Raw genomic sequence first — 23,799 nt, 5'->3', positions numbered from 1 at the left:
GTCTCTCCTGCGCACGAGACGCTATGAGGCCCGCCACCGCCTGTCAACGACCGCCCATATGTACTCGCTCACCTCCGGGCACTTTCACCCGGTGTGTCACCGCACCGGCAGCCGCTGTGTCACCGCACCAGCAGATCGAGCAACCGCTCGACCTCCGCCTCCGCGTCCGCCGTCAGCCCCGTGTGCACCGGCCCCGGCTGGACGACCGTGGAGCGCGGCGCGACAAGCCAGCGAAAGCGCCGTCCCGGGTCCTCCTCCGACGCCTGACCGGCCTGCTCTCCCCCGCAGCAGACGCACTCCACCGCGCGCAGCGCGGCCCGTACCGCCCGCACGTCCGCCGAGGGGTCGAGGGCACGCAGCCGGTCCTCGTCCAGATGGACCCGGGCCGCCACGAAGGACGTGGCGCGGCAGTAGACGACGACGCCCGCGTTGATCTGCTCACCGCGCTCGACCCGGGGGACGACGCGCAGCACGGCGTATTCGAAGACATCCCGGCCGTTGTGGAACCCGCTCACTTCGACGCCTTTCCCTCGACCCACACCCGCAGCCACTCCGGGGCCTTGGACGGCTCCTCACCGGCGCGCTCGCCGAGCGTGATCCTCGCCCCGACCGTGGCCGCCCGCTCCAGCAGCACCTCGACATAGGCGCGGCGCACCGCGTCCGGTCCGTCGAAGCCCGGCTCGTCGGTCAGCCACTCGTCGGGGACGTCCGCCACCACCTCGGTGAGCAGCTCCTCGGTGATCAGCGGCGCCAGGGCCTCGGCCGCCGCGGCGACGTCGGGCGCGAACGGTGCGAGCACATGCTCGGAGGCGTCGTACGGCTTGCCGGCGGCCTTGTCCAGACCGCGCCAGCCGTGGTGCCAGATCATCGTGGCGCCGTGATCGATGAGCCACAACTGCCCGTGCCAGACCAGCATGTTGGGGTTGCGCCAGGAGCGGTCCACATTGCCGATGAGCGCGTCGAACCACACGACCCGGCCGGCCTCCTCCGCGCCCACCTCGAAGGCGAGCGGGTCGAAGCCGAGCGAGCCGGGAAGGTAGTCCATGCCCAGATTGAGCCCGCCACTGGCCTTGAGCAGCTCCTGCACCTCCTGGTCGGGCTCGCTCAGACCGATCACCGGGTCCAGCTGCATCCGCACCAGCTCCGGAACCCGCAGCCCCAGACGGCGGCCCAGCTGACCGCACACGACCTCGGCGACGAGGGTCTTACGGCCCTGTCCGGCGCCGGTGAACTTCATGACATAGGTGCCCAGATCATCGGCCTCGACGATGCCCGGCAGCGATCCGCCTTCACGCAAGGGCGTGACATAGCGGATCGCGGTGACTTCGGTCAACATTTTCCCAGGCTATCCGACGTACTGGCCTTGCAATTCACCATTGACTCCGGGCAGGAACAGCCCGAGGAACCCGCCGCCATAAGCCCCAGCCCGGCCTGGGCGCCGCGCCTTCCGGCAAGCCATCGAGGCCATGGGCGGCTCCCGTCGCACGCCGAAATGAACGGGCCCGTACCCAGCCCGGGCTCGCTCAGCTCGACGCGCTGGTCGCACGGGTACGCGCCGCCGGGACGCCCGTGAGCGTCGGGGTGCCGCTGCCGCCGGAGCCGCTGCCACCGGGGGTGGGCCTCGCGGCGTATCGCGTCGTACAGGCGCCGTCATCGCCGACGACCAAGCCCTCGTACGCACCGGTTTCAGGGTGATCCTGGCCGCGGACGGCATCGAAGTGACGGCCGAGGCGGCCGACGATCTGGTCTCCGCCTACGCCTGGTGCAGTCCGGCGACGCTCTCCTCACGCCCACGATCACTCGTCGGCTGATCGAGCGGTTCGCCCATCGCGACGAGCCGCAGACCATCACCGCGCACCGTGAGCTGTCCGACCTGACCCCGCGGGAGCTCGAAGTGCTCCGCCTGCCGGCGACGGGCCTCAGCAATGCCGCACTCGCCTCCCGGCTGTTCCTCAGCCCGACCACGGTCAAGAGCCACGTCGGCCGCATCCTGTCGAAGCTGGACCTGCGCGACCGCGTCCAGGCCGTCGTCTTCGCCTACGAAACGGGTCTGATCGCCCCGGGCGGTGGCGCTTAGCTCAAGCGTATGTCCAGCATCCCGGGCGTCGCCGCGGGCCAGCAGGGACGTGCAGGATGTACCGGGATCCGTTCGCAATGGGCGGCTCGCAAAGGGAGCCGTCCGAGATGCGCAGATGTGCGATGCAGACGGTTCGGCTTGATGCCTTGCGTCCCGGGGCGGCAGCACGGGCGAGCGCCGGATTACCGATACGGCCGTTGCCTTCGGCAGGATGGACGCCATGACCGAGATCCGCACACCCCGCCTCCTCCTCCGTCGCTGGTATGAGGACGACCTCGCGCCGATGGCGGACATCAACGCGGACCCTCGGGTCATGCGCTGGATTGACGACGGCTCGGTGCGCGACCTGGACGACACGGCAGAGGCCATCGAGCGGTGGGAGGAGGAGTGGGACGAGGAGGGCTTCGGACTCTTCGCCGTCGAGCTGCTGGCCTCGGGTGAGCTGGCAGGCTTCACGGGCCTGTCCGTGCCCGAGTTCCTGCCGGAGGTACTGCCCGCCGTGGCCATCGGCTGGCGGCTCGGCTCACAGTTCTGGGGCCAGGGATACGCATCCGAAGCCGCCCACGCCACGCTGGAGTTCGCCCTCCAGGACCGCGGCCTCGACCGCGTCATCAGCATCAACCGGGTGGGTGACGACGCCTCCGAGAACGTCATCCGAAAGCTCGGCATGGTGCCCGAGCGAGAGACGGTGCACCCGGTGTATGCCTATCCGCTGCGCGTTCGCACCATCGATCTCACCGAGTTCCAGGCGTGAACCGACCGCGTCATCGATCATCACAAAACAGCCGACCGCTGTAGGGGTGGGGCCGCTCTCCTCGACGCACTGGTCGAGTCCGCCGAAGCCTCCAGGTCCGGACCACCCACTCCGGCATGACACCACGCCGAGGCCCGCTCCGGGCCTGTGGTCTTGTTCGGCCATGTGGTCCCGTCTCGCTGCCGGAGGCGGGACCACATGAGCGTGTGAACCCTGGGGCTCAGCCGAGCCAGTGCTGGTTCGTTCCCTCCACGCAGTCCCACTGGACCAGCGCGGCGCCGTTCTGGGCGCTCGCGCCGTCAACGGACACGCACTTTTGGCTATTGCGGGCCACCAACTCCGCGGTGAACGTGGCAGCGGAGGCTGTGGGGGCCGGCACGCTTGCGATCAGTCCGGCGGAAGCCACGGCCGTGACGACTACGGACCAACGGGCGAACTACATGGGCGCCTCCGAGGAGTGGCACGAATCAGCACCACCATTGGTATGGGAGGCGAAGCCCACGCCCAGGGCTAGTGGACGCTACATCGGCCGCAGGCGGCTCCTGGTGAAAACGCTGGGCTGCGCGGCGACGCCGACGAGGCGGCGGCAGTTGACCGAGCCGACCGACCCATCCATCCTGATCATCCCGACCGCCCCGGAACCACCCTGCCCTGGAGCTCACATGGCTGACATGATCGTGCCCGACCCCGTCACGCGCGACATTCTCGCGGCCTTCGAGAACGTGCGATTCCGGCTGTTCGAGCGCATGAAGGACCTGACCGACGCCGAGTACCACTGGGAGCCGGTCGGCGACTGCATCAGCATCCGCCCCGGCGACAACGGTGTCTTCCGCGTCGCCACGCTGATTCCGGAATCGAGTCCGGAGGCACCGGACCCCTTCACGACGATCGCCTGGCGCATCTGGCACATCGGCAGCCTCTGCCTGCGCGGCTATGTGATCCACTTCTTCGAGGACGTTCCCGAGTTCGGCGACCGCCACGAGTGGCCGGGCACCGCGCAAGAGGGCGTCCAGGCGCTGGCCGAGGACTGGGAGCACTTCATCTCCCGTATCGCAGCCCTCGGCGACAAGCGCCTCCTGGCGCCGATAGGCATGGGCCCAGGCGGTTGGGCCGATGAGACCTATCTCAAGCTCGCGCTGCACGCTCTGAAAGAGGTCACACATCACGGCGGCGAGATCGGCCTGCTGCGCGACCTGTACCTGCGCGAAGGCGTCTGATTCTGGCGGTGGGCGACCTTGTCCGGCGGCCGGGGTGCGGATGGCCAGATCGTCGATCCGGTGGCGCTCGTCGAGATCGATGACGTCGTGGGTCACCGGGTGCCCTGGGCGCTGTGGCCTCCGGCGAACTGAGCACGTTCGTCTGTACCCGGCTGGGGGGCAGGACGCGTACGCCGACAAGATCGGCGCGAAGCCCTGTCGGCCACCGAGAGGGACTGACCGACTGGTGGGCTTCTTGCCGGCTCAGCCTCTCGGGCCGGGAAGGGCGCGGATATCCCGTCGGGCGATGTCGGTGTGGCGAAGCTGCTCGTTTTCGACCTCCAGCACCTGGACAACGCGGGCGAGCTGCTGCACCTGCGTGATCCGGGGGCGCGGCGTCCTGCTGCCCCTCTGAGTGCTCCGGCGGCGTGCTGGTGGGCCGGGACGATGGTGTTCGCCGGCGCTGACCGTGCAGCGCGGGGACAGCCGTATGGAACACCTCGCAGAGGCAAGGGGATCAGGTCACCGGCAGTTCGTTGTTCTCCCGTCGGGCGGCTGTGCCGAGCAATGTACGTGCGGCGTCTTCCAGTGATCCGAGCAGCGGGTTGGGGTCGTCAGCGCGCGTGACGAGCACGACCTCGCAGGGATCCATGTCGATGACGGGCACCAGGGCGATGTCCTCGCGCACAGCGGCGCGTCGATCGCCGGCAGGGAAGATCGCGACACAATGGCCGGTGGCGATGAGTTCCAGCTTGTCCTCGTAGCTGTCGTCGATCGCGGGCGGAGGTGGTGCCGGACGGTCGCCGACCGGCTTGGGCGTGCTCCAGACCACCGGAGTGCTGACGCAGGCCACCAGTTCCTCGTCCGACAGAGCCCGCAGGCTGACGGCTTTCTCGTGCGCCAGATGATGACTCGCCGACGTGACGAGTACCCGCGAATCCTCGTGGAGCTTTGTCACCCGGAAGCCGTCCGTGGGGAAGGGCAGTGGCCGGTACCCGACGAGGGCCTCGACCCGCCCCTCGGCGAGGGCGCGCGTGTCCCGCCAGTCGAGGTGCCGGGTGCGGACCTCGCCGTCAGGGTGCCGGCGGCGCAGTTCCTGTACCCAGGCGGTGATGACCAGTCCTTCGGCGCAGCCGACGGTGACGGTACGGGGCTGGACGGCGGCTCTGGCCGTGCGCACGGCTTGCTCGGCCTCTTGGAGCAGTATCCGGGCCCTGGGCAAAAATGCCTGACCGGCGTCGGTGAGGCTGCTGCCCTGCGGCGTGCGGTCGAAAAGCCGGACACCGAGCTGAGCCTCCAGTCGCTGGATCTGGCGGCTCAGCGACGGCTGCGCCAGGTGCAGCCTGGTGGCGGCCCGGCCGAAGTTGCCGTACTCCGCCACGACCGTGAAATAGCGCACGAGCCGCAGATCGACGTCCATTCGCCCAGGGTACGTCGCGCGCCGTCATACGCCTGCGACATGACGGCATACGGAACAGGTCTTGGACAGGGTGTGCTGGTGGATATTTGGCTTGCGGGCATGACCACTTATGACGGCAAGAAGATCGTGATCACGGGCGGAAGCAGCGGGATTGGCCTGACTGCGGCCCGGTTGTTCGCGGACGGTGGGGCGCACGTACTGATCACCGGCCGCACCCAATCCACCCTGGACACCGCGCTGGAGCAGTTGGGGGGCAAGGCGATCGCCGTCCGCAGCGACGCCGCGTCCCTGAAGGACATCAAGGCGCTGGCCGGCACGGTCCAGGAGCGGTTCGGCGCGGTGGACGCGCTGTTCGTCAACGCCGGCGTCACTGCGTCCGCGCCGTTCGACTCGACGACGGAGGAGATGTACGACGCGCTGTTCAGCACCAATGCCAAGGGCCCGTACTTCACGGTGCAGGCGTTGGCGCCGCTGTTGCGCGAGGGAAGCGGCGTGGTCCTCACCACGTCGGTGGTGAACGTCCTGGGCCTCGACGCGCTCAGTGTCTACTCGGCGAGCAAGGCAGCCCTGCGGTCGATGACGCGCACGCTGGCCCGCGAGCTGCTGCCGCGCAAGGTGCGTGTCAATGCCGTGAGCCCCGGTCCGATCGACACGGGCATCCTGGACCGCTCCGTCCCCGCCGACGTCCTCGAGACGATGAAGGACACCTACCGGAGCACCAACCCGATGCAGCGGCTGGGGTCCTCCGAGGAAGTGGCCGCCGCGGTGGCGTACTTGGCGTTCGGCGCCACCTTCTCGACGGGAACGGAGTTCCCTGTCGACGGAGGGGCTTCGCAGCTCTAGGCGCTCTGACCGCAGAGGTTCGCTGGGGCGTCCAGTCCGCGGCGGCGAGGGGGCGTCCGCCCCAGCGGATGCTCTTCTCGCCGCGGGCGCGGGCGCGTTCTTGCGCTCGGCAGCCAGGTCGCCCGGGTGGCGGGCGTTGGCGTTGCGCCAGCGCGGGTGTGCGTGCAGGCCCGGGGCTGAGCCGTCCGGCGGTGGGCCCGATGCCGAACGTCACCGCGTCCTCCGCGGCGGCCGATCTCGCCGACCGAATACGCGCGATCGACGCCGGGCGACCCTGTCTCGTCGTCGCGCACAGCATGGGTGGCGTGGTCGCCACCGCGGTCGCGGAACTCGCCCCCACGCGCAGGCCCTGACCTTGTCGTTCATCCCGTGCGGCGTGGTTCGGGGCCGACCTTGTGGTCGGCCGGCCGGTCGTCGGTGAGGTTCGCCGGTGACCAGGGCGTCCCGTCCAGGATCACCTACGCCGCCGCTTCGCCCGCCGCATCGCGGCGGGCGGGCTCTTCGGACAGGCCGATCGCTGACGGGTACACAAGCACCGAGGCTCCCGGGGTCGCGGTCGCTCCTGGTCGACAACCCGTCTACCAGGACCCTCGCCACGTCCACCAGCCAGCCCTCGAGCCTCACCCACCGCCAGGGCGGACGGCTCAGTGCGATCACAATGTGCGAGATCCCCACCTTCCGCGCGGTCGCGGAGTCGTGCGGCGGATCTCCTCCGATACCTTGCGGTGGGCATGTCCATGCGGGTGAAGCAGCGAAAGGCGTCTCTATCCGGTCGGCCGTGCGCTGGGCGAGGATCCGGGCGCGGAACCCGCGCCCGGCGACGGCGTGTTCGCGTAGCGGCTGACGAACTCGCGGATCTCCCGGGCGACGAGTTCGGGAGACTCGTAAGGGGCGAGATGTCCCGCGTCCGACAGGAAGACCAGCCGGCCTCCGGGCATCGCACGGACGTCGGCGATCAACTTGTCCTGCGGGGCAATGGTGTCTCTGCCGCCGATGACGTAGCACGCCGGCACGGCGATCCCGGACAGCTCCTCGAACATGCTCGTGTAAGCACCGCCACCGGTTCCGAGCCAGCTGCGCCAGAACTGCTCCGTGACAGCACTCGTCATCGTGCGCACGACATCGGTCGTCTTGCTCGGCTCCAGCGAGATGGCCCCAATGGCCTGCGTTATGGCTTCGACGTCATGGAAGGACTTGTGGAACCCTTCGATGACTGGATCGCCCGCCTCGGTACCGCCCGCGTTCCACGGCATGAGCGCCATGACCGCGGACACCTGGCCGGGCCGGTTCAGAGCGATCCGCACACTGAGCGCGCCACCGAAGGAGAGACCGACGAGGGCGAAGCGTTCGAGGCCGAGCTGATCACAAGCATCGATCACCGTTTCGGCGATCCGGGCGAGGCTCGATCCGTCGGCAGGCGCATGGATGGAGCCCGCGTGGCCCGGCAGGTCCATGAGAACGAGGCGATAGCCGTCGAGTAGGGGTGCCACCTCGGACCAGCACTTGAGTGAGCACCCGAGTCCGGGCAGCAGAACGATCGCGTCCGGCCCGTTTCCCCGCTCCTCGTAATGGATACCGTTGTTCGTTTTCGGCATGAGATTCCTCCGTGTGTCACGTGATCCGGGCTGTCGTCGGTCGCCGCGCGTGCGGGTGTCACGCCGCTACACCAGCGACAGGCTCGCGCGAAGTGAGGCGAGCAGACCCACCACCTCGGAGAGCCCGGTAGCGGTGCCGAAGACGTAGAAGTCCGGGCGAACCAGCACGGCCACGACACCGGACTCCTTGAGCCAGTCACTCAGCGTCTCGCCCTCTTCCTGGACCCCCTCGGCGCCGACCACCACGGACCGCAGCCCAATCGCGCGCTCGAGTTCCGAGACGGCCGCGGTCGTCGCCGCGTCCGGTTCGACCAAGCTGAACAGGGTGAACCCGCGGCCGAGCACGTCGTCGGACCGCTCGGCCTTCCCGCCGCTCGTACACAGATAGGGCTGTACAGCCAAGTGGCCGGCCAGCGGTTGTCCGTCTCGGAAGCCTGCGCCGACAGGCGGCTCGAACGGTGGCGGAAGCTCGGTCGCCGACCGCATCTCCTCACGACGTTGCGCCGCACGAACGGGGTCGGTCTCGCAGACGACGGTCCCTACCCGCACCGACTCTTCGATGTAGTCGATGACCTGTGGCCTTCTCGAGAGCGTGTACAGGTCCAGCAGCTTCGGGTCCGCGGCGCCGGTCAGCACGAGGTCGAGCATCCAGCCGAGGGTTGCGGCGTCTCGGATGCCAGAGCTCATGCCCTGTCCGAGAAAGGGCGGCATGACGTGAGCAGCGTCACCGGCGAGCAGAACCGACCGGTGGCGGAACGTATCGGCCACGATGGATCGGAACTGGTAGACGGTCTGCCGGATCACCTCCCCCTCCTGCGGGCCGATCCAGGGCCTGAGCAACTCCCGGACGCGTTCCGGCTTCACCATCTCGGTGGGATCGTCGCCCTCGACGAGCATGAACTCCCAGCGGAAGTACCGCTGAGCCACTCGGCCCATGTGGTTCGGCCTCGCGGGGTCGAGTACCTGGCCGGTGTCCGGGATGTCCAGGGTCGGGGCGCCGGGCCGAGGCCGGACGTCAACGACCAGCCAGTCGCCCCGGAAACCGAGATCTTTCGTCGGAATGCCGCAGAGCGTGCGTACCGCGCTGTTGGCGCCGTCTGCCCCGACCACATAGCGGGCGGTGACGACGCCGCCGTCTGCCAATGTCACCACCACGTGGTCGACCCCCTGGCGCAGGTCGACCAGCTCCGCACCGAAACGAACGTCCACAGTGGATGCTCCGCGGACTGCCGCGTCCAGGGCATCTTCGAGTTCCGGCTGGTAGAAGTGGTACGACGCATCCCAGCCGGAGGGAGCGCTCCAATCCCTTGGCAGACGAGAAATCACGCTTCCGTCGGGATCGAGGAATTCATACACACGAGCTGGTTCGGCAATGCGCCTTACATCGTCGGCAATGCCCAAAGATTGAAAGACGCGCATGATTTCGTGATCGAAGTGTCCGGCTCGTGGCGTCTCGTAGCGCCCGACCCGCCGTTCGCACACCAGCACGCGGTGCCCCGACGCCCCCAGTAGAGCAGCCAGGGTCTGACCGACCGGGCCGTACCCGATGATGAGGACATCCACACCCCCGGCATCCGGCGTGATCGTGGATGTGCGGGGTTCATCGGCAAGCATGTGTCCCAACCCTTCGCTTACACCGGAGCGTGTACGTGCCGGAAGACCACCCTCAGGCGGCGTCGATGTCCAGTACGATCCGGCCGCGGGCGCGGCTGTCCGCATGGAGCATCCGCCAGGCGTCGGCGGCCTGCTCCAGCGGGAAGGAGCGATTCACGGGGACGGACAACTTCCCTGACTCGGCGAGCGCAGCCACCTCCGTCAGCTCGTCGGCGTTCGCGCGTGCCCACACCAATTGGCCACCCTGTTCGGGAGCGGTGATGTCGGCCACGGAGGCGACCCGCGCGGGATCCTTCAAGACCTTCCGCGAGACGGCCACCGCGCCCTCGCCGTAGAAGTCGAGCGCCGCGTCGACGCCCTCTGGCGCGAGCTCGCGCACCCGCTCGGCCAGTCCTTCTCCGTAGGTGATCGGTGTGGCGCCGAGTTCACGCAGACAGTCGTGGTTGCGCTCGCTGGCGGTGCCGATGACGTGTGCGCCCCGGGTGGTGGCGATCTGCACGGCGAGCGTACCGACCCCACCGGCGGCCCCGTGGATCAGGACGGTGTCGCTCTCGCCGATGTTGATGCGTTTGATGGCCTGGTAAGCCGTCAGCCCGTTCAGCGGCAGACACGCCGAATGCAGCCAGTCCCAGGACGCCGGCTTGCGTGCCAGCGTGCGGGCCGGGGCTGAAACCAGTTCGGCGTAGGTACCGTTCTGCGCCCAGTCCTTGACGACGAAGCCGATCACCTCGTCGCCGATCTCGAACTCGGTGGCGCCGAAACCGCGAGCCTCGACGACGCCGGACATCTCGAAGCCCGGGATGAGGGGGAAGTGGGTCACCATGATGCCGTCGAGGGTGCCGACGGCGATCTTTTCGTCGCCCGGGTTCACTCCGGCCGCCTTGACCCGGACAAGGAACTCCCCGGGCGCGACCGCCGGTGTCGGCTGTTCCGTGAGCTCCAGGTCGTCCGCGCCGCCGTAACGCGGGAGTGCAATTGCTTTCATGGTCACCTCAATGGTCTTGTCAGCTGTTGGGAGCCGGATGTGTGGTCGCCTGGGTCACGCGCGGCCGAGCTGGGCACGGAACCAGTCACAGACAAACTCCGTGCGCTCGGCCGAGTGGTTGTACATGGTGTGGTCGCCGTCGTCCCAAACCCGCAGGGTGGGATGCTCCGACAGGTCGAGGAACACCTTCTGCTGGTCGAGGCTGACCAGCGGGTCGTTGCCGCCGTGCAGCACGAGCATCGCGGCGCTCGTGCGCTCGACCGTCGGGTCGAGCCACAGGGTGCGGAAGACGGCCGCGGCTTCGTCGTCGGTGTCGACGCCCAGGAGCGCCCGCGATTGTTCGCGTGCGGTCCGGAACGGCAGTGGCTCCGGCTTCGCGGTGGCCCCGTTGACGCAGCACGCGCCGAAACGGCTGTCGTGCACCGCGGCACGGGCGGCGAGCAGTCCACCGAAGCTGTTTCCCCATACCCCGCACCGGCCGTAGTAGCCGGTACGGGCACGCACGGCGTCGAGGGCAGCGCTGAAGGCTCGGTCGACGTTCCCGTCGAGGTGGAGTCCGCCGGCCATGCGCGTATCGCCCTGGCCCGGTGCCTCGAGCAGGACAGCGGACAGTCCCCGCCGGGCCAGGGCTTTGGCCTGCTGATGAAAGGCCGGGCCCCAACCGCTCTGCCCGCCGACGATGACCACCGTGGGGCCGGGGCGATCGCCGGAGCGACTGACGAACCAGGCGGTGCAGTGGCTCTGCCGGAACGGGATCGACAGCCGTTCCACGCGCAACTCGGTGTCGAGCTCGGCCGCGGCCTGGTAGGCCCGGGTGAGCCGGACGTAGAGCGCGCGTTTGGCCGGGTGGTCGGTGTTGAAGGCCATCTGCGCGAAGATCAGGGAGGCCGTTGCCCGGCGATAGCACGCGACCGCGGTCTCGACATCACCGCGGTCGGCGGCCGCCTCCGCGCGGGTCAACTGCGCCTCGGCCAGGCGAGTCGCGACGTCGTGCCACGGTTCCGAGACGGCCGCATGGGCCAGGTGGACGGCGTCCCCGTGGTCCATGCCGTAATCGAGCATTCGGGACATCGGCATGGCACGCAGCAACGCGGCCCGAATCTTGGCCGGGTCCTCCGCCGATACGGGAGCGTCCATCAGCGCGCGGCTCCGTCGGTGCATCGCGGTCGTGTTCCGTCCCCCCGCCCTGTCGCGCCCCGGGTTCGCAACGGAATGACCGGCGCCGCCTCGGTGACGGTATTACGCAACTCACCGAGACCTTCGATCGCCGCGACGACCTCGTCGCCCGGCTGCAACCAGGGGTAGGTCGCCGAGTCGTGAGTGCGGGAGAGCTCCAGGATGCAGCCGGTGCCGCAGGTGCCGGAGCCGATCACATCGCCCGGCCTCACTTCGGCGCCGCGGGAGGCGTAGGCGATCATCTCGCCGAACGACCAGTGGATGTCTGACCACACGGCGCGGGAGTAGGAGGCACCGTTGACCGTGCAGGTCATTTCGAGACGGTATCCGTTGCCCTCGCGGAAGTCAGCGATCTCGTCCGGGGTCACGAAGTACGGGCCGAGGCTCGTCGCGGTGTCCTTGCCTTTCACCGGCCCCATCGACAGCTTCATCTCGCGCTGCTGCACGTCCCGGCCGCTCCAGTCGTTGAGCACACAGTAACCGGCGATGGCGTGTTCGGCGTCCTTGGCGGTCAGGTCGCGGCCGCCGCGCCCCACCACCGCGGCGACCTCCAGCTCGAAGTCGAAACGCTCCGCACCCGGCGTCATCGGCACCGGCCCGCAGCCCATCACGGCGTAGGGGCTGGAGAAGTAGAAGACCGGCAGCTCATACCAGTCCGGTTCCATCTCGAGGCCCCGCCAGGCGCGCCCTGCCCGGACGTGCTGTTCGAAGGCGTAGAAGTCGCGGACGGTCGGAGGCGTCGCGATCGGCGGCAGGGGAACGATGTCCGGCAGCGGCACGGTCGCGCCGCGCCGCAGCGCGGTCCGTCCAGCCGCGAGCAACTCGGCCTCGCCGGCCTCGATGAGAGGCAGCAGGTCTGCCAGACCGTCGACGACCCGGACCAGGTCGCCGTTCACCACGCCGACGCGTGCGGACGGCCCGTCCGCGTAGCGAACGAACTTCACTGCCTTACCTCCTTGGCTGCGGCGCCACCGGCCGGCATCGCTTGTTCGCGCGTCCAGGCGCGATAACTCTCCTCGGTGAAACCCGTCGCGCCGTGGCGCTCGACCGAAGCCCGGATGGTGTCCAGAAGCTCCTCAGGGTCGGTCTCGATGTCGATGTGCTCGACGAAGGGCTGTCGTGCCACGAGCCCGGTCCGCCAGTAGACCTCACACCGGTTGCCCTCCGGATCGTAGAAGTAGACGCCGACGGCATTGCCGTGCGAGACGATCATGTCGAGCCGGACGTCGTGCTCCCGGAAACGCCGATGGAAGCCGAGGACGTCCTCGAAGCGCGCGCACCGGAACGACACCTGCTGGATGAGTTTGATGCCGACCGGCGCGTCCCGCCCCTCGGCCAGGAGCAGTTCGTGATGTTCGGTGTCCGGCCGGGCGGACAGGAACCAGATGCCCAGCCGCTCGTCGTGGTCGGTGACCGTCAGTCCGAGGACTTCGGTGTAGAACGCGAGTTGCCTGCTCACGTCGTGACAGCGCAGGCCGACATGGCCGAGTTCCGCGACGGACGGCGTTGGAGTCGTCACGGCGCTCCTCTGAGACAGCGTTCTGCAAGACAGATCATGTTCTGCAGAGTAACCCGGCCCCAGTACTTGGTCAACGCTTGATGTTCTGCTGGGCGGCAGGCGCTCTGTCCAGCAGAACGAGACAAGGCGAGGCGATACATCGGCGGGATGGCGGCCACGGCGGTGACTCCGACCGGCGGGAAGGATTCGCTCCAACCCGCTCGCGGAAGTTGCTCGAAGGCGGCTCCGGCGCCTCCGGCGGCGCCGTGACGCACCACCGACACGGCCTGCGGACTGACTGGCGAGATCCGCCGAGACATCGAGGGGGGACTGCGGTTATTCTGGCAGGCGAAATACAATTCCGATCACCAGAACAGCCGCGCCGCAGTGACGACGGCGAGACGGAGGGGTTGTGGCAGTGCCGGCCGCCTACCCGGTGGAATCGATCGACAACGCCGCGCGGATCCTGCTGATGCTGGTGGACAACCCGTCGTTGCGAGTGGCCGACGTGTCCGCCGAGCTCGGAGTGGCCAGGTCGACCGCTCATCGGATGCTGACCACCCTGCAGGCCCGCGACCTGCTCCGCCAGGACGCCCAGACCAAGGCCTACGGACCTGGGCCCGCCCTGGCCAGGCTCGGCATCGCCGTGATGGGGGCAGTCGCCCTCCGCGACGAAGCGCGTCCCCTGCTGGAAAAGCTCGTCGAAGACACCTCCGAAACCGCGCATCTGCTCGTACTGGAAGGCACAGAGACCGTCTTCGTCGAAGGTGTGGAGAGCCAGCAGGTAATCCGTGCCGGGATGCGTACCGGGCAGCGAGGCCCGGCGCACGCGTCTGCCGCAGGGAAAGTGCTGCTCGCCGAGCTTTCCCGCGAAGAGTTGCGGCGCCGCTATCCGGGCGCGCGGCTGCGAGGCGGAACCGAGCGCGCTGTGAGCACCCGCCGGGCGCTCGAGGCCGAGCTCGAGAAGGTAAGGGAGACCGGCTACGCCACCAACATGGAGGAAAGCGAATGGGACCTCTGCGCGGTGGCCGCCCCGGTACGGAACCGGCAGGGCGTGGCCTGCGGTGCGCTGTCCGTATCCGGCCCGGCGAGGCGGGCGGATGCCAAACTCGCCCTCCTCAGCGGCGCTGTCGTCGCCGCCGCCACCGAACTCGGCGCGCGGCTCGGTTAGGGCGCAGACCGAGCCGTCCGTCCTGGCGGTGGGTGAGGCTCGAGGGCCGGCTGGTGGACGTGGCGAGGGGCCCACGCTACGTCCATGACGCAACGGGCCGTGGCCGCGGGCTGGACAGCCGCTGCGAAGCACTGGTCGGGCGCCACGCGAGCGGTGGGCGCGGCTTACGACGCGGCGCACCTGCTGCCCTCCCGAGCCATCGAACGGGCCACCGCTCTGGCCCGGCGCGTACTCGACCCGGACGTCGTACCCCCATGGTCCGCGGACCTGCCGGGCTCCGGGACCGGGCGCATTCCCCGCTCCCTGCCGAAGAGGCAGCCGGACGCCGTCCTCTTCAGCTCCTGCACCGGCACGATGTTCGGGCCGACGCAGCTCGGCGCGGCAGGCGCCGGCGAGGCTTTCGCCCGGTCCCACATCCTGGAGCTGCTCGAACGCGCGACGCGCACCGAGACGGAAGACGCTGGTCAGCCACGTCTCACCAGCACGCCGGAGGCAAGCGCGACGGCGCGCCCGGCGCTCGCCACCCGCACGTAACCAGCTCGAGCAACGGTTTCCGACTGGAGTACCGGACTGGCGCTGCCGCCCACACACGCTGATACACAACTGAGCGGTCGCCGTGGAGCGCCTGATACGCGGGTGAGCCCCGCCGGAGGACCGCTGCGTCCAGGATCAGTGGCCGGGCGGGACGGCCGAATGCTGTTCCTCCTCCGTACGAGCCCGCCGCAGCGATGACCGGTGGCGGACGAAAGGGGAGAGACCTATGCGCAAGTGGATCAGTCCGAGGACGGCCGCCGTCCTGACGACGGGGGTCGCCGTGACCGCGACCGTGATGGCCGTCTGGCCGGCGCAGGCCGTCGTGGGTGGCACCGAGTCGACCCACGCCTACTCGTTCATGGGCTCGTTCCAGCCGTCCTATCCCGCGCCGCCGCGCCCGGACGGACACGGCTGTGGGGTGGAGGTCCTCGCACCGCAGTGGGTGCTGACCGCCGGCCACTGCGCCGGCAAGAACCCGACCGGGGCCAAGGCGGGTGTCCCGCGTGGCTGGAAGGTCCGGGTCGGGTCGCTGGACACCTCGTCCGGGGGCGAGGTCGCCGAGGTCGACCACTACTACCGGCTGGCGACCCATAATGATGAGGGGGGTTTCTGGGGCCGGGACATGGCGTTGATGCACCTGCGCACCCCGGTCCGGGCCGAGCCCGTGCGGATCGCCTCGACAACGCCGGCGGACAACACACCCGTCCGCATCATGGGCTGGGGCATGACCTGCGACGACAGCACCAACTCGGCGTGCTACCCGACGCGGCTGCGGGAGGCCGACACCGTGGTGCAGCCGATCTCGACGTGTCCGTCACACGCGGCCAGTGGGGAGTTGTGCGTCGGTAGCGCCGATGGCAGCGTCGCCGCGTCGAACATGGACTCCGGTGGGCCCGCGCTGGTCCGCGAGGGCGGCCAGTGGGCGGTGGCTGGTGTGGTCAGTGGCCCCGACGAGAGCGGCAAGACGCTGTACACCGACGTCACCAGGCACGCCGGCTGGATCGACGGCATCATCAGCGGCACCCACGTGCCGGCCGACGACGAGATCCCGAACGTGGAAGGCGCGGCGGACCTGGGCGGCTGCGTGGGCTCGGTGGTGAGCCCCCGGCCGCCCGGCCGCAGGACCCGGCGCTGCTGCTGACCAACGGCCACTGTGTGCAGGGAAAGCGGCCCGCGCCCGGAGCCGCGCTGGTGGACCGGCCGGCCGACCGCGAGGTGCCGATCGCCGACCGCCAGGGCTACCCGCAGACCACCGCCCATGCGCAGCGTTTGGTGTACGCGACGATGACCGGCACCGACGTCGCGCTTTACCGACTGGACCAGACCTACGCGCAGTTGAGGGCCGAGCGCGTGAAAGTATTCCGGCTCACCCCCACCCCCGTGCGTGCGGGTGACCCGCTGACCCTGGCCTACGCCGGTGGCCGCCTCGAGTGCACCGCCGAGGCCGTGGTCACGCACCTGCGGGAGGGCGGCTACCAGCAGGACCACTCGATCCGCTACGCCACCGGCAAGGACTGTGCCCCTGGCACGGCACCTCCGGTTCGGCACTGCTGGCCCCGACGGCACCACGGTCGTGGGGATCCACAACACCCACAACGACGCCGGCGAGAAGTGCACCGACAACAACCCCTGCGAGGTGGGCCCGGACGGAACCGTGACCGCCGTGCGGGGTCGTGGCTACGGCCAGCAGGTCTACATGATCGCGTCCTGCCTGACCGAGGGGAGGCTCGACCTGTCCCACCCGGGCTGCACCCTGACCGGTGCCACACCGCGTCCCGACCACCGCGGGGGCACCCCCGGTGACCAGGACCAGCACAGCGGCCCCCGGGCCCACCAACACTGATCCGATCGGCTGCGTCGGCGAACCCGGACCCGGCAAGGGCGTGGTGGCGTCCCTGCCGGACGACATGTGGTGTGTGGAGCTGAGCGAAGCCGTGTTGGCGCCGGCGGCGTGGGCTGCGACTCCCCACGGCAGAGACGCACCTGCCTGGAGCCGCCCTCTTGGTGGCTGTCATACCCGGCGAAAACCCGGACCTGGACCGGGCCGTCCACATTCACGGGTCAGGAACGTACGGGGAGCACCGGGCGCGCAGCGTGGAGACCGGGACGGTAGAAAGGGCGTATGCCCCGCCCTTCTCCAGCCTCCGAGTCCGATGCCGAGGCGATGGTCACCGCCCTGCTGACCGCGTCCCGGCTCCTGGTCGCCGTCTCCGCCCGGTCGTTGGCCGCGGTGGAGGATTCCCTGACCTTGCCGCAGTTCCGCATGTTGGTCGTCCTCGACGGCCGGGGGCCGCTGAGTCTGTCCAGGCTGGCGGGGGAGCTGGGGGTGCAGCCATCGACCGCGATGCGCATGATCGACCGCCTGGTCGCGGCAGGCACGGTAGCGCGCGGTGTCACCGCGGAGGACCGGCGCACCAGCATGATTTCCCTCACTGAAGATGGCCGGCGGATCGTGCACGAGGCCACCAGCCGACGGCGACGGGAGATCGCGGGCATCGTCGACGTCATGCCACCCGGTCAGCGGCGTCATCTCATCGAGGCGCTGCAGGCGTTCACGGAAGCAGGTGGCGAACCCTCCGTGGAGGACGGTCCGCAGACGCACGCGACCTGGTGACCCCCGACGGCGCCGGACTGCCCGTCCTGACGCGGAGACCGGCGAACCGGGTGAGCCTTCTTCACCGCGGCGCGGGCCGTTCGTCGGGGAGGACGCGTACGAAGGGGATGTGGTCACGCCCGATGCGGTGGTAGTCCTCCGCGCTGCCGTCGCCCTCCAGACCGCACATCCGCATCAGTCCCCTGGCCAGCCGTGGATGCCGCAGCGCGTAGGTGGCCATCAAGCGCCCGGACTCCTCCGGATCCAGCGGCTCGGCGATCGCCGGCATCCGGCGCCGTCCGACCTGGATGGTGACGTGCGGAGTGCGCCGGATGTTGCGGTACCACTGCGCGGACGGGCCGAAACCGGAGGCGAGATGGTACGCCCCGGTCGCCGGGTCGCGACCGGTCACCTCCAGGACGACCTGCCGCGGCAGGCCACTCGTACGACCCCTGTGCGTGAGCAGCAGCATCCGGCCGCCCAGCAGCCACCCCAGGCGCCAGCGGTAGAGCACGAGCGGCGCCCGGAACATCAACCTGCGCAGCCCGGAAGGCGGGGGCACCCGCGTACGGCGGTTCGGCATCGACGGGTCTCCTCCTCGCAGGCGGCCGGGGTCCGCACTCTCGCCGTCGGGAAGCGGAGGAGCGTAGCGAATCGGAGGGGCCCCGGCCATCGGTTCCGCATGCTTTATCAAAGTGCAAATTTTGCACTGTCTAAAAGCCTAGCGTGCTGCGTGCCCACGACGCATGTGTCCGCCCCCGGCAGGCGAACACACCCCGATCCAGGAGGCACCATGACCGCGCACGCCCGGTCGGCATCCGGCCGCTCACGCAACCTCACCATCGCGGGCGTCCTGCTCCTCGCCCTGGCCGTCATCGCCGGAGCGATCGTGTGGGCCACCCGGGGCGACGCCAACGCCACGGAGAACGGCTCGTCGAACTTCCCCAGCGCGAAACCGGCCGCGCCGGGTGATGTGGTCACCACGGCCGGCCCGGTGAGCAAGCTGGACATGGAGTTCCTGGTGAAGGTCCGGCAGGCCAACCTGTGGGAGGCCCCGGCCGGGCGGCTCGCCCAGACCCACGCCACCAGCGAGGCCGTCAAACGGGCCGGGATGCACGTCATGGACGGACACTCCAAGCTGGACGAGTTCGTCCGCAACACCGCCGAAGCGCTCAACGTCGCCCTGCCGGACGAGGCCAGCGCCGAGCAGCAGGGCTTCGTCCGCACCCTGGAGGACGCCCAGGGCGCCGACTTCGACAAGAAGTTCGCCAACATCCTCCGCGGCACCCACGGCAAGATCTTCGTCAGCATCGCCCAGGTCCGCGCCGGCACCAAGAACTCCCTGATGCGCCGCTTCGCCTCCGAGGTCAACCTCACCGTCCTCGACCACCAGAACGTCCTGGACGACTCCGGCCTGGTCGACGAGGCCACCTACGACGACATCGCCTCCACCTTCTGACACTCGCATGCAGGGCAGGACGGCAGACGCGCGGCCGATGGCGGCATTGGCGCCCGCGACGACGACCGTCTGGGACATGAGCGGTCGGGTTTCCTCCAGCTAGGGGGCGGCATCCGCGGGCCGAGGCGGCTTCCGCGGGGTGGTCGCGGGGCCGGCCAGCCGTGCCGACGCTTCGAGCATCAGGGCATGGACGAACGCCTGGGGCAGATTGCCCAGCAGCCGGCGCTGGGCGACGTCGTACTCCTCCGCGTACAGGCCCGGCGCGCCGCAGGCGCCGCGGTTGCGCTCGAACCAGCGGTATGCGTCGATCTCGTGGCCCTGCTGGTGCTCCGCGAGTGCCACGACGAAACCGCACAGGACGAACGCGCCCTCGGCCTCGTTGAGGGGCCGTTCGTCGTGCCGGAAGCGGTAGGCGTAGAAGCTGTCGGTCAGCTCCGCGGTGTAGGCGCGGAGGGTGGCCCGGGTGCGGGGATCGTCGGCCGGCAGCAAGCCCCGCAGGGGAGGCAGCAGCAGCGCGGCATCGAGCGAGGGGTCGTCCGGGGAGCGCTGCCAGCGCCCGTCCGGGTGCAGGGCGCGCCGGGCGGTGTCGGCGACGATGGCATCCGCCAGAGAGGACCATTCATGGACCGACGGCCCGCGGTGGGCCGCGTCGGCGATCCGGCGCAGTCCGGCGGCGCAGATCAGACGGCTGTGTGTCCAGGCGCGGTTGTCCAGTTCCCAGATCCCGGCGTCCGCATCCCGCCACCGCCGCCGGATGGCGTCCGCGGCGATCCCGGCGGCCGCCCAGCCGTCGCCGTCCAGCCGGCCATGCTCCGCCGCGGCGGCGAGGAGCAGCAGCGCCTCACCGAAGCAGTCGAGCTGGAACTGCCGGTTGACGTGATTGCCGATCCGGTCGTAGCCGCCGGGATAGCCGGGCAGGTCGAGCGGCTGCTGGTCGGGGACCGGGCGGCCGTCCACGGTGTACGCGGGGCTCAGGTCCGGCCCGTCGGCGTGCAGCCTGGCCGTGGCGAAACGGACCGCGTCGTCCAGCAGCGGTCCGGGGGCGGCCGCGGCCACGGCCTGGCCCGCATAGGACTGATCGCGGATCCACACGTACCGGTAGTCGTAGTTGCGTCCCTCTTCGGCGCGCTCGGGCAGGCTGGTGGTGGCCGCGGCGACCATCCCGCCGCCGGCGCTCGTCATGCCGCGCAGCACCGCGTAGGCCTGGCGGGCGTCACGGACCGCCACGGTGTCGCCGAGCCCCGGGATTGCCGAGGCCCAGGCCCGCTCGGTGGCCGCCCAGGCCCGCCCCGGATCGACGGTCGGCGTCCGCAGCGGCCCGGCTCCCAATTCCAGCACCAGATCACGCCGCTGGCCCTCCGCCAGATCCAGCTCCAGCGTGAACCGGCAGCCGTCCCCGCCCTCGCCGGCCGGCCGGGCGTCCTCGGCGCCCGACCACCGCAACGCCAGCCTGCCCAGCCGTGCCCGCCACTCCCCCGACGCGCCGCGCCGCGTCTCGCGCATCGGCTCCCGTCCGTAACCCGCCACCGGGTGCAGCACCACCCGGACCCGGGCCCTACCCTCGCGGGCCACGATGCGCCGCAGCAGGACCAGACGCCCGGTCTCCCCCGGGAACGCCAGCGCATCGCGGCACTCGACGATGCCGCTGCGCGTCACCCACCGGCTGCGCCAGATCAGCGAGCCGTCCTCGTACGTGCCGCCGGGCACGAACCGTTCCGCCGGGGTGACGGCGTACAGTCCGCCGCCCCCGATGAGCGCGGCGAACACCGCGTCGTCGTGCCAGCGCGGCGCGCACAGCCAGCAGATCTCTCCGCGCGGGCCGACCAGGGCGCCGCGCTCGCCGTCGGCGAGCAACGCGTAGCTGCCCAGGTCCTGCGGCGGATAGCGGGGCGTCTCGTCCGGCCGGTGGCCTTTGGTCATCGTCGCGGTGTCCTCAGGCGATGCGGTAGGGATCGGCACGGTCGGCACGGAGTGTGAGCCCATGGCCGGGTGACCGGTCCTCGCCCGGCCGGATGGTGCCGCCCGCCGGGTCCAGAACGCCGCTGAACATCAGGTTCTCGATGCGCACATGATCGTGGAACCATTCCAGGTGCCGCAGATTGGGCACGGACGCCGCCGCATGGGCGTGGACATGTGGCGCGCAGTGGCCGGAGATCTGCAGACCGGCCGCCTCGGCCAGGGCCGCCGTGCGCAGCCAGACGGTCAGGCCGCCGCAGCGGGTGGCGTCGGCCTGCAGACAGTCCACGGCGTCGGCCCCGAGCAGATGCCAGAAGTACGGCAGCGTGTAGCCGTACTCCCCGGCCGTCACGTCGGCCGCGACGCCGGCCCTGACCTGCGCCAGACCGGCCCGGTCGTCGGAGGAGACCGGCTCCTCGAACCACGTGACGCCGTGTGCGTCGAGGTGCGGTCCGAGCCGGATGGCCTGTTTGCGGGTGTAGGCGCCGTTGGCGTCGACATAGAGCTCCGTATGGTCGCCGACGCTCCGGCGGGCGAGCGCGATGCGCCGCCGGTCGCGCTGCTCCGCGGTGCCCCAGGACTCACCGATCTTGATCTTGACCCGTGGAATGCCCTGCTCGGCCACCCAGATGCGCAGCTGCCGGTCCTGCCGACGGTCGTCGTACGTGGTGAAACCGCCGCTGCCGTACACGGGCACCTCGGCACCGCTCGCCCCCAGCAGCCTGATGAGCGGCACCTGAAGCAGCCGCGCCTTGAGGTCCCACAGGGCGATGTCCACGGCCGAGATGGCGCCCGCGACCATACCGGGCCGGCCGGCGTTGCGCACCGCCCGGGACATCGCCTCGTTGGCGCCGGGCACATCCAGCGCGCAGCTGCCGGTCACGATGCCGGCCAGCTGCTCTTCGACGACCTGGGCGGTGGCCGCGGCCCCGTAGGTGTAGCCCAGGCCCGTCGTGCCGCCGGAGCGGACCTGGGCCACGACCACGGTGGTCGAGTCCCAGGCCAGCGTGCCGTCGCCCTCGGGGACATCGGTGGGAAACCGGTAGACCGAGGTACCGACCGAGTCGACAACGGGGTCCGCGCCCCGGGCGTGGTGGCGCACCGTCAGTCCTCGTGGTGCTTCCGGCCCGGAAGAAACTCCTGGACCTTGGCCTTGAAGCCCTGTTTGACCATCGCCTCACGGTCACTGTCGCCCTTGACGATGGCCGTGGCGGCGGCCTCGATCTGGTCGAGGCCGGCGTGCGGCGGAATCGGCGGCACGGCCGGGTCGGTACGGAAGTCGATGACGAACGGCCGGTCGGCGCCGAGCGCCTTGTGCCAGGCGGCTTCCACGCCGTCGGGCTTTTCCACGCGTACCCCGCCCAGACCGATGGAGTGGGCGAAGTCCGCGTACCGTACGTCCGGGAGGGCCTGCGAGGGCAGGAACTGCGGTGCGCCGGACATGGCGCGCATCTCCCAGGTGACCTGGTTGAGGTCCTGGTTGTTGAGAACCGCGACGATCAGCCGCGGGTCCCGCCACTCGGGCCAGTATTTGGCCGCGGTGATGAGTTCCGCCATGCCGTTCATCTGCATGGCTCCGTCGCCCACGATGGCCAGCGCGGGCCGGTCGGGGTGGGCGAATTTGGCTCCGATGACATACGGCACTCCTGGACCCATGGTGGCGAGGGTGCCGGACAGCGAGCCGCGCATGGATCCGCGGATGCGGAGGTGGCGCGCGTACCAGTTCGCCGCGGAGCCGGAGTCGGCGGCCAGGATCACGTCGTGGGGCAGCAGGGCGTCGAGGGCGTGGACGACGTATTCGGGGTTGATGGGATCGGCGTCCACGGCGGCGCGCCGTTCCATGACCTGCCACCAGCGGGCCGTGTCCTTCTCGATCTTCTTGCGCCACGATCCGTGCTTCTTGCGCTTCAGCTGGGGCAGCAGCGCCCGCAGCGTCGCCCGGGCGTCTCCGACGAGGTTGACCTCGAAGGGGTACCGCAGTCCGACCATGAACGGATCGATGTCGATCTGCACGGCGCGGGCCTGGTCGAGCTCGGGCATGAACTGGGTGTAGGGAAAGCTGGATCCCACGACCAGCAGGGTGTCGCAGTCCTGCATCAGCTCATAGGACGGTCGGGTACCGAGCAGCCCGATCGCTCCCGTGACATACGGCAGGTCGTCGGGGAGCGCGTCCTTGCCCAGGAGCGCCTTGGCCACCCCCGCGCCGAGGACGTCGGCGAGTTTCTCGACCTCCGCGCGGGCCCCGCGCGCACCCTGGCCGATGAGGACGGCGACCTTCTCGCCCGCGTTGAGCACCTCGGCGGCCCGGGTGATCTCCTCGGCGGCGGGGGTCGGCGCGTACCGGGCCATGCCGAGGCTGGAGGGGACCATCTTGAACGCGTGGGTCGGCGGTGAGTAGTCCAGTTCCTGCACGTCGGCCGGGATGATGACGGCCGTCACGGTCCGCTTGGCACGGGCCGTGCGCATCGCCCGGTCAATGACGTTGGGCAGTTGCTCGGGGACGGTGACCATTTCGCAGAAGTCGGCGGCGACGTCCTTGTACAGGTTGCTCAGATCAACTTCCTGCTGGTACGAGCCGCCCATGGCGCTGCGGTTGGTCTGGCCGACGATCGCCACCACCGGTACGTGGTCCAGCTTGGCGTCGTAGAGGCCGTTGAGCAGGTGGATGGCACCGGGGCCGGAGGTCGCCGCGCACACCCCGACCCGGCCGGAGAACTTCGCGTACCCGACGGCTTCGAACGCGGCCATCTCCTCGTGCCGCGCCTGGATGAACTGCGGCTTGTTCTCGGCCCGCCCCCAGGCGGCCAGCAGGCCGTTGATGCCATCGCCCGGGTAGGCGAAGACGTGCTCCACGTCCCACTCGCGCAGTCGCTGGAGAATGTAGTCGGACACTTTGCTCGACACGGTTTTTCCTCTCTCGTCAGTGGT

General features: G+C 69.9%; 24 protein-coding genes and 1 pseudogene. 11 read left to right on the top strand and 14 right to left on the bottom strand.

Annotation, left to right across the window (positions count from 1 at the left end; all coding sequences use genetic code 11):
• Positions 1–119 precede the first annotated feature (119 nt).
• Positions 120–515 carry a DUF3037 domain-containing protein gene (locus BLV72_RS42045; RefSeq protein ID WP_093469076.1) on the bottom strand — a complete coding sequence of 132 codons (396 nt, stop codon included), beginning with the start codon at positions 513–515 and terminating at the stop codon, positions 120–122.
• Positions 512–1,336 (bottom strand): HipA family kinase, encoded by an 825-nt coding sequence (locus BLV72_RS42040; RefSeq protein WP_093469075.1) that lies wholly within the window; start codon positions 1,334–1,336, stop codon positions 512–514. Before BLV72_RS42040 ends, BLV72_RS42045 begins: the two co-directional genes overlap by 4 nt.
• Positions 1,337–1,652: 316 nt before the next feature.
• Between BLV72_RS42040 and BLV72_RS42035 the strand changes: the two are divergent.
• Together BLV72_RS42035 and BLV72_RS42030 are read left to right on the top strand one after the other, a co-directional pair.
• Positions 1,653–2,077: pseudogene (locus BLV72_RS42035) on the top strand (response regulator transcription factor).
• Positions 2,078–2,297: 220 nt separating this feature from the next.
• Entirely contained in the window at positions 2,298–2,831 is a 534-nt protein-coding gene (locus tag BLV72_RS42030) for a GNAT family N-acetyltransferase (RefSeq protein ID WP_093469073.1), read from the top strand.
• A 220-nt stretch (positions 2,832–3,051) separates the two neighbouring features.
• Here the strand turns inward: BLV72_RS42030 and BLV72_RS50700 are convergent, their stop codons facing one another.
• A complete protein-coding gene (locus tag BLV72_RS50700; protein ID WP_280143064.1) occupies positions 3,052–3,165 on the bottom strand; it encodes an RICIN domain-containing protein in 114 nt (37 codons plus the stop codon).
• A 328-nt stretch (positions 3,166–3,493) separates the two neighbouring features.
• On the opposite strand from BLV72_RS50700, the gene BLV72_RS42020 reads away from it, so the two are divergent.
• Positions 3,494–4,048 carry a DinB family protein gene (locus tag BLV72_RS42020; protein WP_093469070.1) on the top strand — a complete coding sequence of 185 codons (555 nt, stop codon included), beginning with the start codon at positions 3,494–3,496 and terminating at the stop codon, positions 4,046–4,048.
• A 496-nt stretch (positions 4,049–4,544) separates the two neighbouring features.
• On the opposite strand, the gene BLV72_RS42015 is transcribed toward BLV72_RS42020, so the two are convergent.
• Positions 4,545–5,447 (bottom strand): LysR family transcriptional regulator, encoded by a 903-nt coding sequence (locus BLV72_RS42015; RefSeq protein ID WP_093469068.1) that lies wholly within the window; start codon positions 5,445–5,447, stop codon positions 4,545–4,547.
• Between the two features lie 99 nt (positions 5,448–5,546).
• Here BLV72_RS42015 and BLV72_RS42010 point away from each other — a divergent pair, with 99 nt between their 5' ends.
• Entirely contained in the window at positions 5,547–6,290 is a 744-nt protein-coding gene (locus tag BLV72_RS42010) for an SDR family oxidoreductase (protein WP_093469066.1), read from the top strand.
• 200 nt (positions 6,291–6,490) lie between these two features.
• Positions 6,491–6,643: an alpha/beta fold hydrolase gene (locus BLV72_RS47550; RefSeq protein WP_143059859.1), complete on the top strand. Its 153-nt coding sequence runs from the start codon at positions 6,491–6,493 to the stop codon at positions 6,641–6,643.
• A 411-nt stretch (positions 6,644–7,054) separates the two neighbouring features.
• Here BLV72_RS47550 and BLV72_RS42005 read toward each other — a convergent pair whose 3' ends face one another.
• The 6 genes from BLV72_RS42005 to BLV72_RS41980 form a co-directional block, all read right to left on the bottom strand.
• Complete coding sequence (locus BLV72_RS42005; protein WP_093469064.1) at positions 7,055–7,885, bottom strand: alpha/beta fold hydrolase; 831 nt, start codon at positions 7,883–7,885, stop codon at positions 7,055–7,057.
• Between the two features lie 66 nt (positions 7,886–7,951).
• Positions 7,952–9,499: a bifunctional 3-(3-hydroxy-phenyl)propionate/3-hydroxycinnamic acid hydroxylase MhpA gene (gene mhpA / locus BLV72_RS42000; RefSeq protein WP_167746515.1), complete on the bottom strand. Its 1,548-nt coding sequence runs from the start codon at positions 9,497–9,499 to the stop codon at positions 7,952–7,954.
• A gap of 52 nt (positions 9,500–9,551) precedes the next feature.
• Positions 9,552–10,484, bottom strand: coding sequence for an NADP-dependent oxidoreductase (locus BLV72_RS41995; RefSeq protein ID WP_093469061.1), 933 nt, complete (start codon positions 10,482–10,484; stop codon positions 9,552–9,554).
• 54 nt (positions 10,485–10,538) lie between these two features.
• Entirely contained in the window at positions 10,539–11,621 is a 1,083-nt protein-coding gene (locus tag BLV72_RS41990) for an alpha/beta hydrolase (RefSeq protein ID WP_167746514.1), read from the bottom strand.
• A complete protein-coding gene (locus BLV72_RS41985) occupies positions 11,621–12,556 on the bottom strand; it encodes a fumarylacetoacetate hydrolase family protein (RefSeq protein WP_244321276.1) in 936 nt (311 codons plus the stop codon). Before BLV72_RS41985 ends, BLV72_RS41990 begins: the two co-directional genes overlap by 1 nt.
• 44 nt (positions 12,557–12,600) lie before the next feature.
• The gene (locus BLV72_RS41980) at positions 12,601–13,179 is read right to left on the bottom strand and encodes a VOC family protein (RefSeq protein WP_093469057.1); all 579 of its coding nucleotides are present in this window, start codon (positions 13,177–13,179) and stop codon (positions 12,601–12,603) included.
• A gap of 391 nt (positions 13,180–13,570) precedes the next feature.
• Between BLV72_RS41980 and BLV72_RS41975 the strand changes: the two genes are divergently transcribed.
• The 5 genes from BLV72_RS41975 (at position 13,571) to BLV72_RS41960 (ending at position 17,477) form a co-directional block, all read left to right on the top strand.
• Entirely contained in the window at positions 13,571–14,329 is a 759-nt protein-coding gene (locus BLV72_RS41975; protein ID WP_143059858.1) for an IclR family transcriptional regulator, read from the top strand.
• 84 nt (positions 14,330–14,413) lie between these two features.
• Positions 14,414–14,863: a hypothetical protein gene (locus tag BLV72_RS41970; protein WP_143059857.1), complete on the top strand. Its 450-nt coding sequence runs from the start codon at positions 14,414–14,416 to the stop codon at positions 14,861–14,863.
• A gap of 226 nt (positions 14,864–15,089) precedes the next feature.
• On the top strand, positions 15,090–16,004 hold the full coding sequence (locus tag BLV72_RS49045; protein ID WP_208905912.1) for a S1 family peptidase: 915 nt from the start codon (positions 15,090–15,092) through the stop codon (positions 16,002–16,004).
• A 375-nt stretch (positions 16,005–16,379) separates the two neighbouring features.
• Positions 16,380–16,706 (top strand): hypothetical protein, encoded by a 327-nt coding sequence (locus BLV72_RS49040; RefSeq protein ID WP_208905911.1) that lies wholly within the window; start codon positions 16,380–16,382, stop codon positions 16,704–16,706.
• Between the two features lie 279 nt (positions 16,707–16,985).
• The gene (locus BLV72_RS41960) at positions 16,986–17,477 is read left to right on the top strand and encodes a MarR family winged helix-turn-helix transcriptional regulator (protein ID WP_093469052.1); all 492 of its coding nucleotides are present in this window, start codon (positions 16,986–16,988) and stop codon (positions 17,475–17,477) included.
• Between the two features lie 61 nt (positions 17,478–17,538).
• Here the strand turns inward: BLV72_RS41960 and BLV72_RS41955 are convergent, their stop codons facing one another.
• Positions 17,539–18,039: a nitroreductase family deazaflavin-dependent oxidoreductase gene (locus tag BLV72_RS41955; protein WP_093469051.1), complete on the bottom strand. Its 501-nt coding sequence runs from the start codon at positions 18,037–18,039 to the stop codon at positions 17,539–17,541.
• Positions 18,040–18,249: 210 nt separating this feature from the next.
• Between BLV72_RS41955 and BLV72_RS41950 the strand changes: the two genes are divergently transcribed.
• A complete protein-coding gene (locus BLV72_RS41950; protein WP_093469049.1) occupies positions 18,250–18,915 on the top strand; it encodes a DUF4142 domain-containing protein in 666 nt (221 codons plus the stop codon).
• A gap of 99 nt (positions 18,916–19,014) precedes the next feature.
• Here the strand turns inward: BLV72_RS41950 and BLV72_RS41945 are convergent, their stop codons facing one another.
• The 3 genes from BLV72_RS41945 to BLV72_RS41935 are packed head-to-tail and all read right to left on the bottom strand — an operon-like array spanning position 19,015 to position 23,775.
• Positions 19,015–20,835 (bottom strand): glycoside hydrolase family 15 protein, encoded by a 1,821-nt coding sequence (locus BLV72_RS41945; RefSeq protein ID WP_093469048.1) that lies wholly within the window; start codon positions 20,833–20,835, stop codon positions 19,015–19,017.
• Between the two features lie 13 nt (positions 20,836–20,848).
• Positions 20,849–21,973 carry an enolase C-terminal domain-like protein gene (locus tag BLV72_RS41940; protein ID WP_093469046.1) on the bottom strand — a complete coding sequence of 375 codons (1,125 nt, stop codon included), beginning with the start codon at positions 21,971–21,973 and terminating at the stop codon, positions 20,849–20,851.
• A gap of 2 nt (positions 21,974–21,975) precedes the next feature.
• Positions 21,976–23,775, bottom strand: coding sequence for a thiamine pyrophosphate-requiring protein (locus BLV72_RS41935; protein WP_093469045.1), 1,800 nt, complete (start codon positions 23,773–23,775; stop codon positions 21,976–21,978).
• Positions 23,776–23,799: the final 24 nt, after the last annotated feature.

Origin of the sequence: Streptomyces melanosporofaciens (genome assembly GCF_900105695.1) — a bacterium.
Taxonomy (GTDB): Bacteria; Actinomycetota; Actinomycetes; order Streptomycetales; family Streptomycetaceae; genus Streptomyces; species Streptomyces antimycoticus.
Note: the sequence above shows the minus strand (reverse complement) of the source record. Positions and strands in the feature narration are given on the sequence as shown.

Coding starts and splice junctions, on each gene's coding strand:
- BLV72_RS42040 (WP_093469075.1), bottom strand. CDS start 1,336: ATGTTGACCGAAGTCACCGCGATCCGCTATGTCACGCCCTTGCGTGAA.
- BLV72_RS42030 (WP_093469073.1), top strand. CDS start 2,298: ATGACCGAGATCCGCACACCCCGCCTCCTCCTCCGTCGCTGGTATGAG.
- BLV72_RS42020 (WP_093469070.1), top strand. CDS start 3,494: ATGGCTGACATGATCGTGCCCGACCCCGTCACGCGCGACATTCTCGCG.
- BLV72_RS42015 (WP_093469068.1), bottom strand. CDS start 5,447: ATGGACGTCGATCTGCGGCTCGTGCGCTATTTCACGGTCGTGGCGGAG.
- BLV72_RS42010 (WP_093469066.1), top strand. CDS start 5,547: ATGACCACTTATGACGGCAAGAAGATCGTGATCACGGGCGGAAGCAGC.
- BLV72_RS47550 (WP_143059859.1), top strand. CDS start 6,491: ATGCCGAACGTCACCGCGTCCTCCGCGGCGGCCGATCTCGCCGACCGA.
- BLV72_RS42005 (WP_093469064.1), bottom strand. CDS start 7,885: ATGCCGAAAACGAACAACGGTATCCATTACGAGGAGCGGGGAAACGGG.
- mhpA (WP_167746515.1), bottom strand. CDS start 9,499: ATGCTTGCCGATGAACCCCGCACATCCACGATCACGCCGGATGCCGGG.
- BLV72_RS41995 (WP_093469061.1), bottom strand. CDS start 10,484: ATGAAAGCAATTGCACTCCCGCGTTACGGCGGCGCGGACGACCTGGAG.
- BLV72_RS41990 (WP_167746514.1), bottom strand. CDS start 11,621: ATGGACGCTCCCGTATCGGCGGAGGACCCGGCCAAGATTCGGGCCGCG.
- BLV72_RS41970 (WP_143059857.1), top strand. CDS start 14,414: ATGACGCAACGGGCCGTGGCCGCGGGCTGGACAGCCGCTGCGAAGCAC.
- BLV72_RS49045 (WP_208905912.1), top strand. CDS start 15,090: ATGCGCAAGTGGATCAGTCCGAGGACGGCCGCCGTCCTGACGACGGGG.
- BLV72_RS41960 (WP_093469052.1), top strand. CDS start 16,986: ATGCCCCGCCCTTCTCCAGCCTCCGAGTCCGATGCCGAGGCGATGGTC.
- BLV72_RS41955 (WP_093469051.1), bottom strand. CDS start 18,039: ATGCCGAACCGCCGTACGCGGGTGCCCCCGCCTTCCGGGCTGCGCAGG.
- BLV72_RS41950 (WP_093469049.1), top strand. CDS start 18,250: ATGACCGCGCACGCCCGGTCGGCATCCGGCCGCTCACGCAACCTCACC.
- BLV72_RS41945 (WP_093469048.1), bottom strand. CDS start 20,835: ATGACCAAAGGCCACCGGCCGGACGAGACGCCCCGCTATCCGCCGCAG.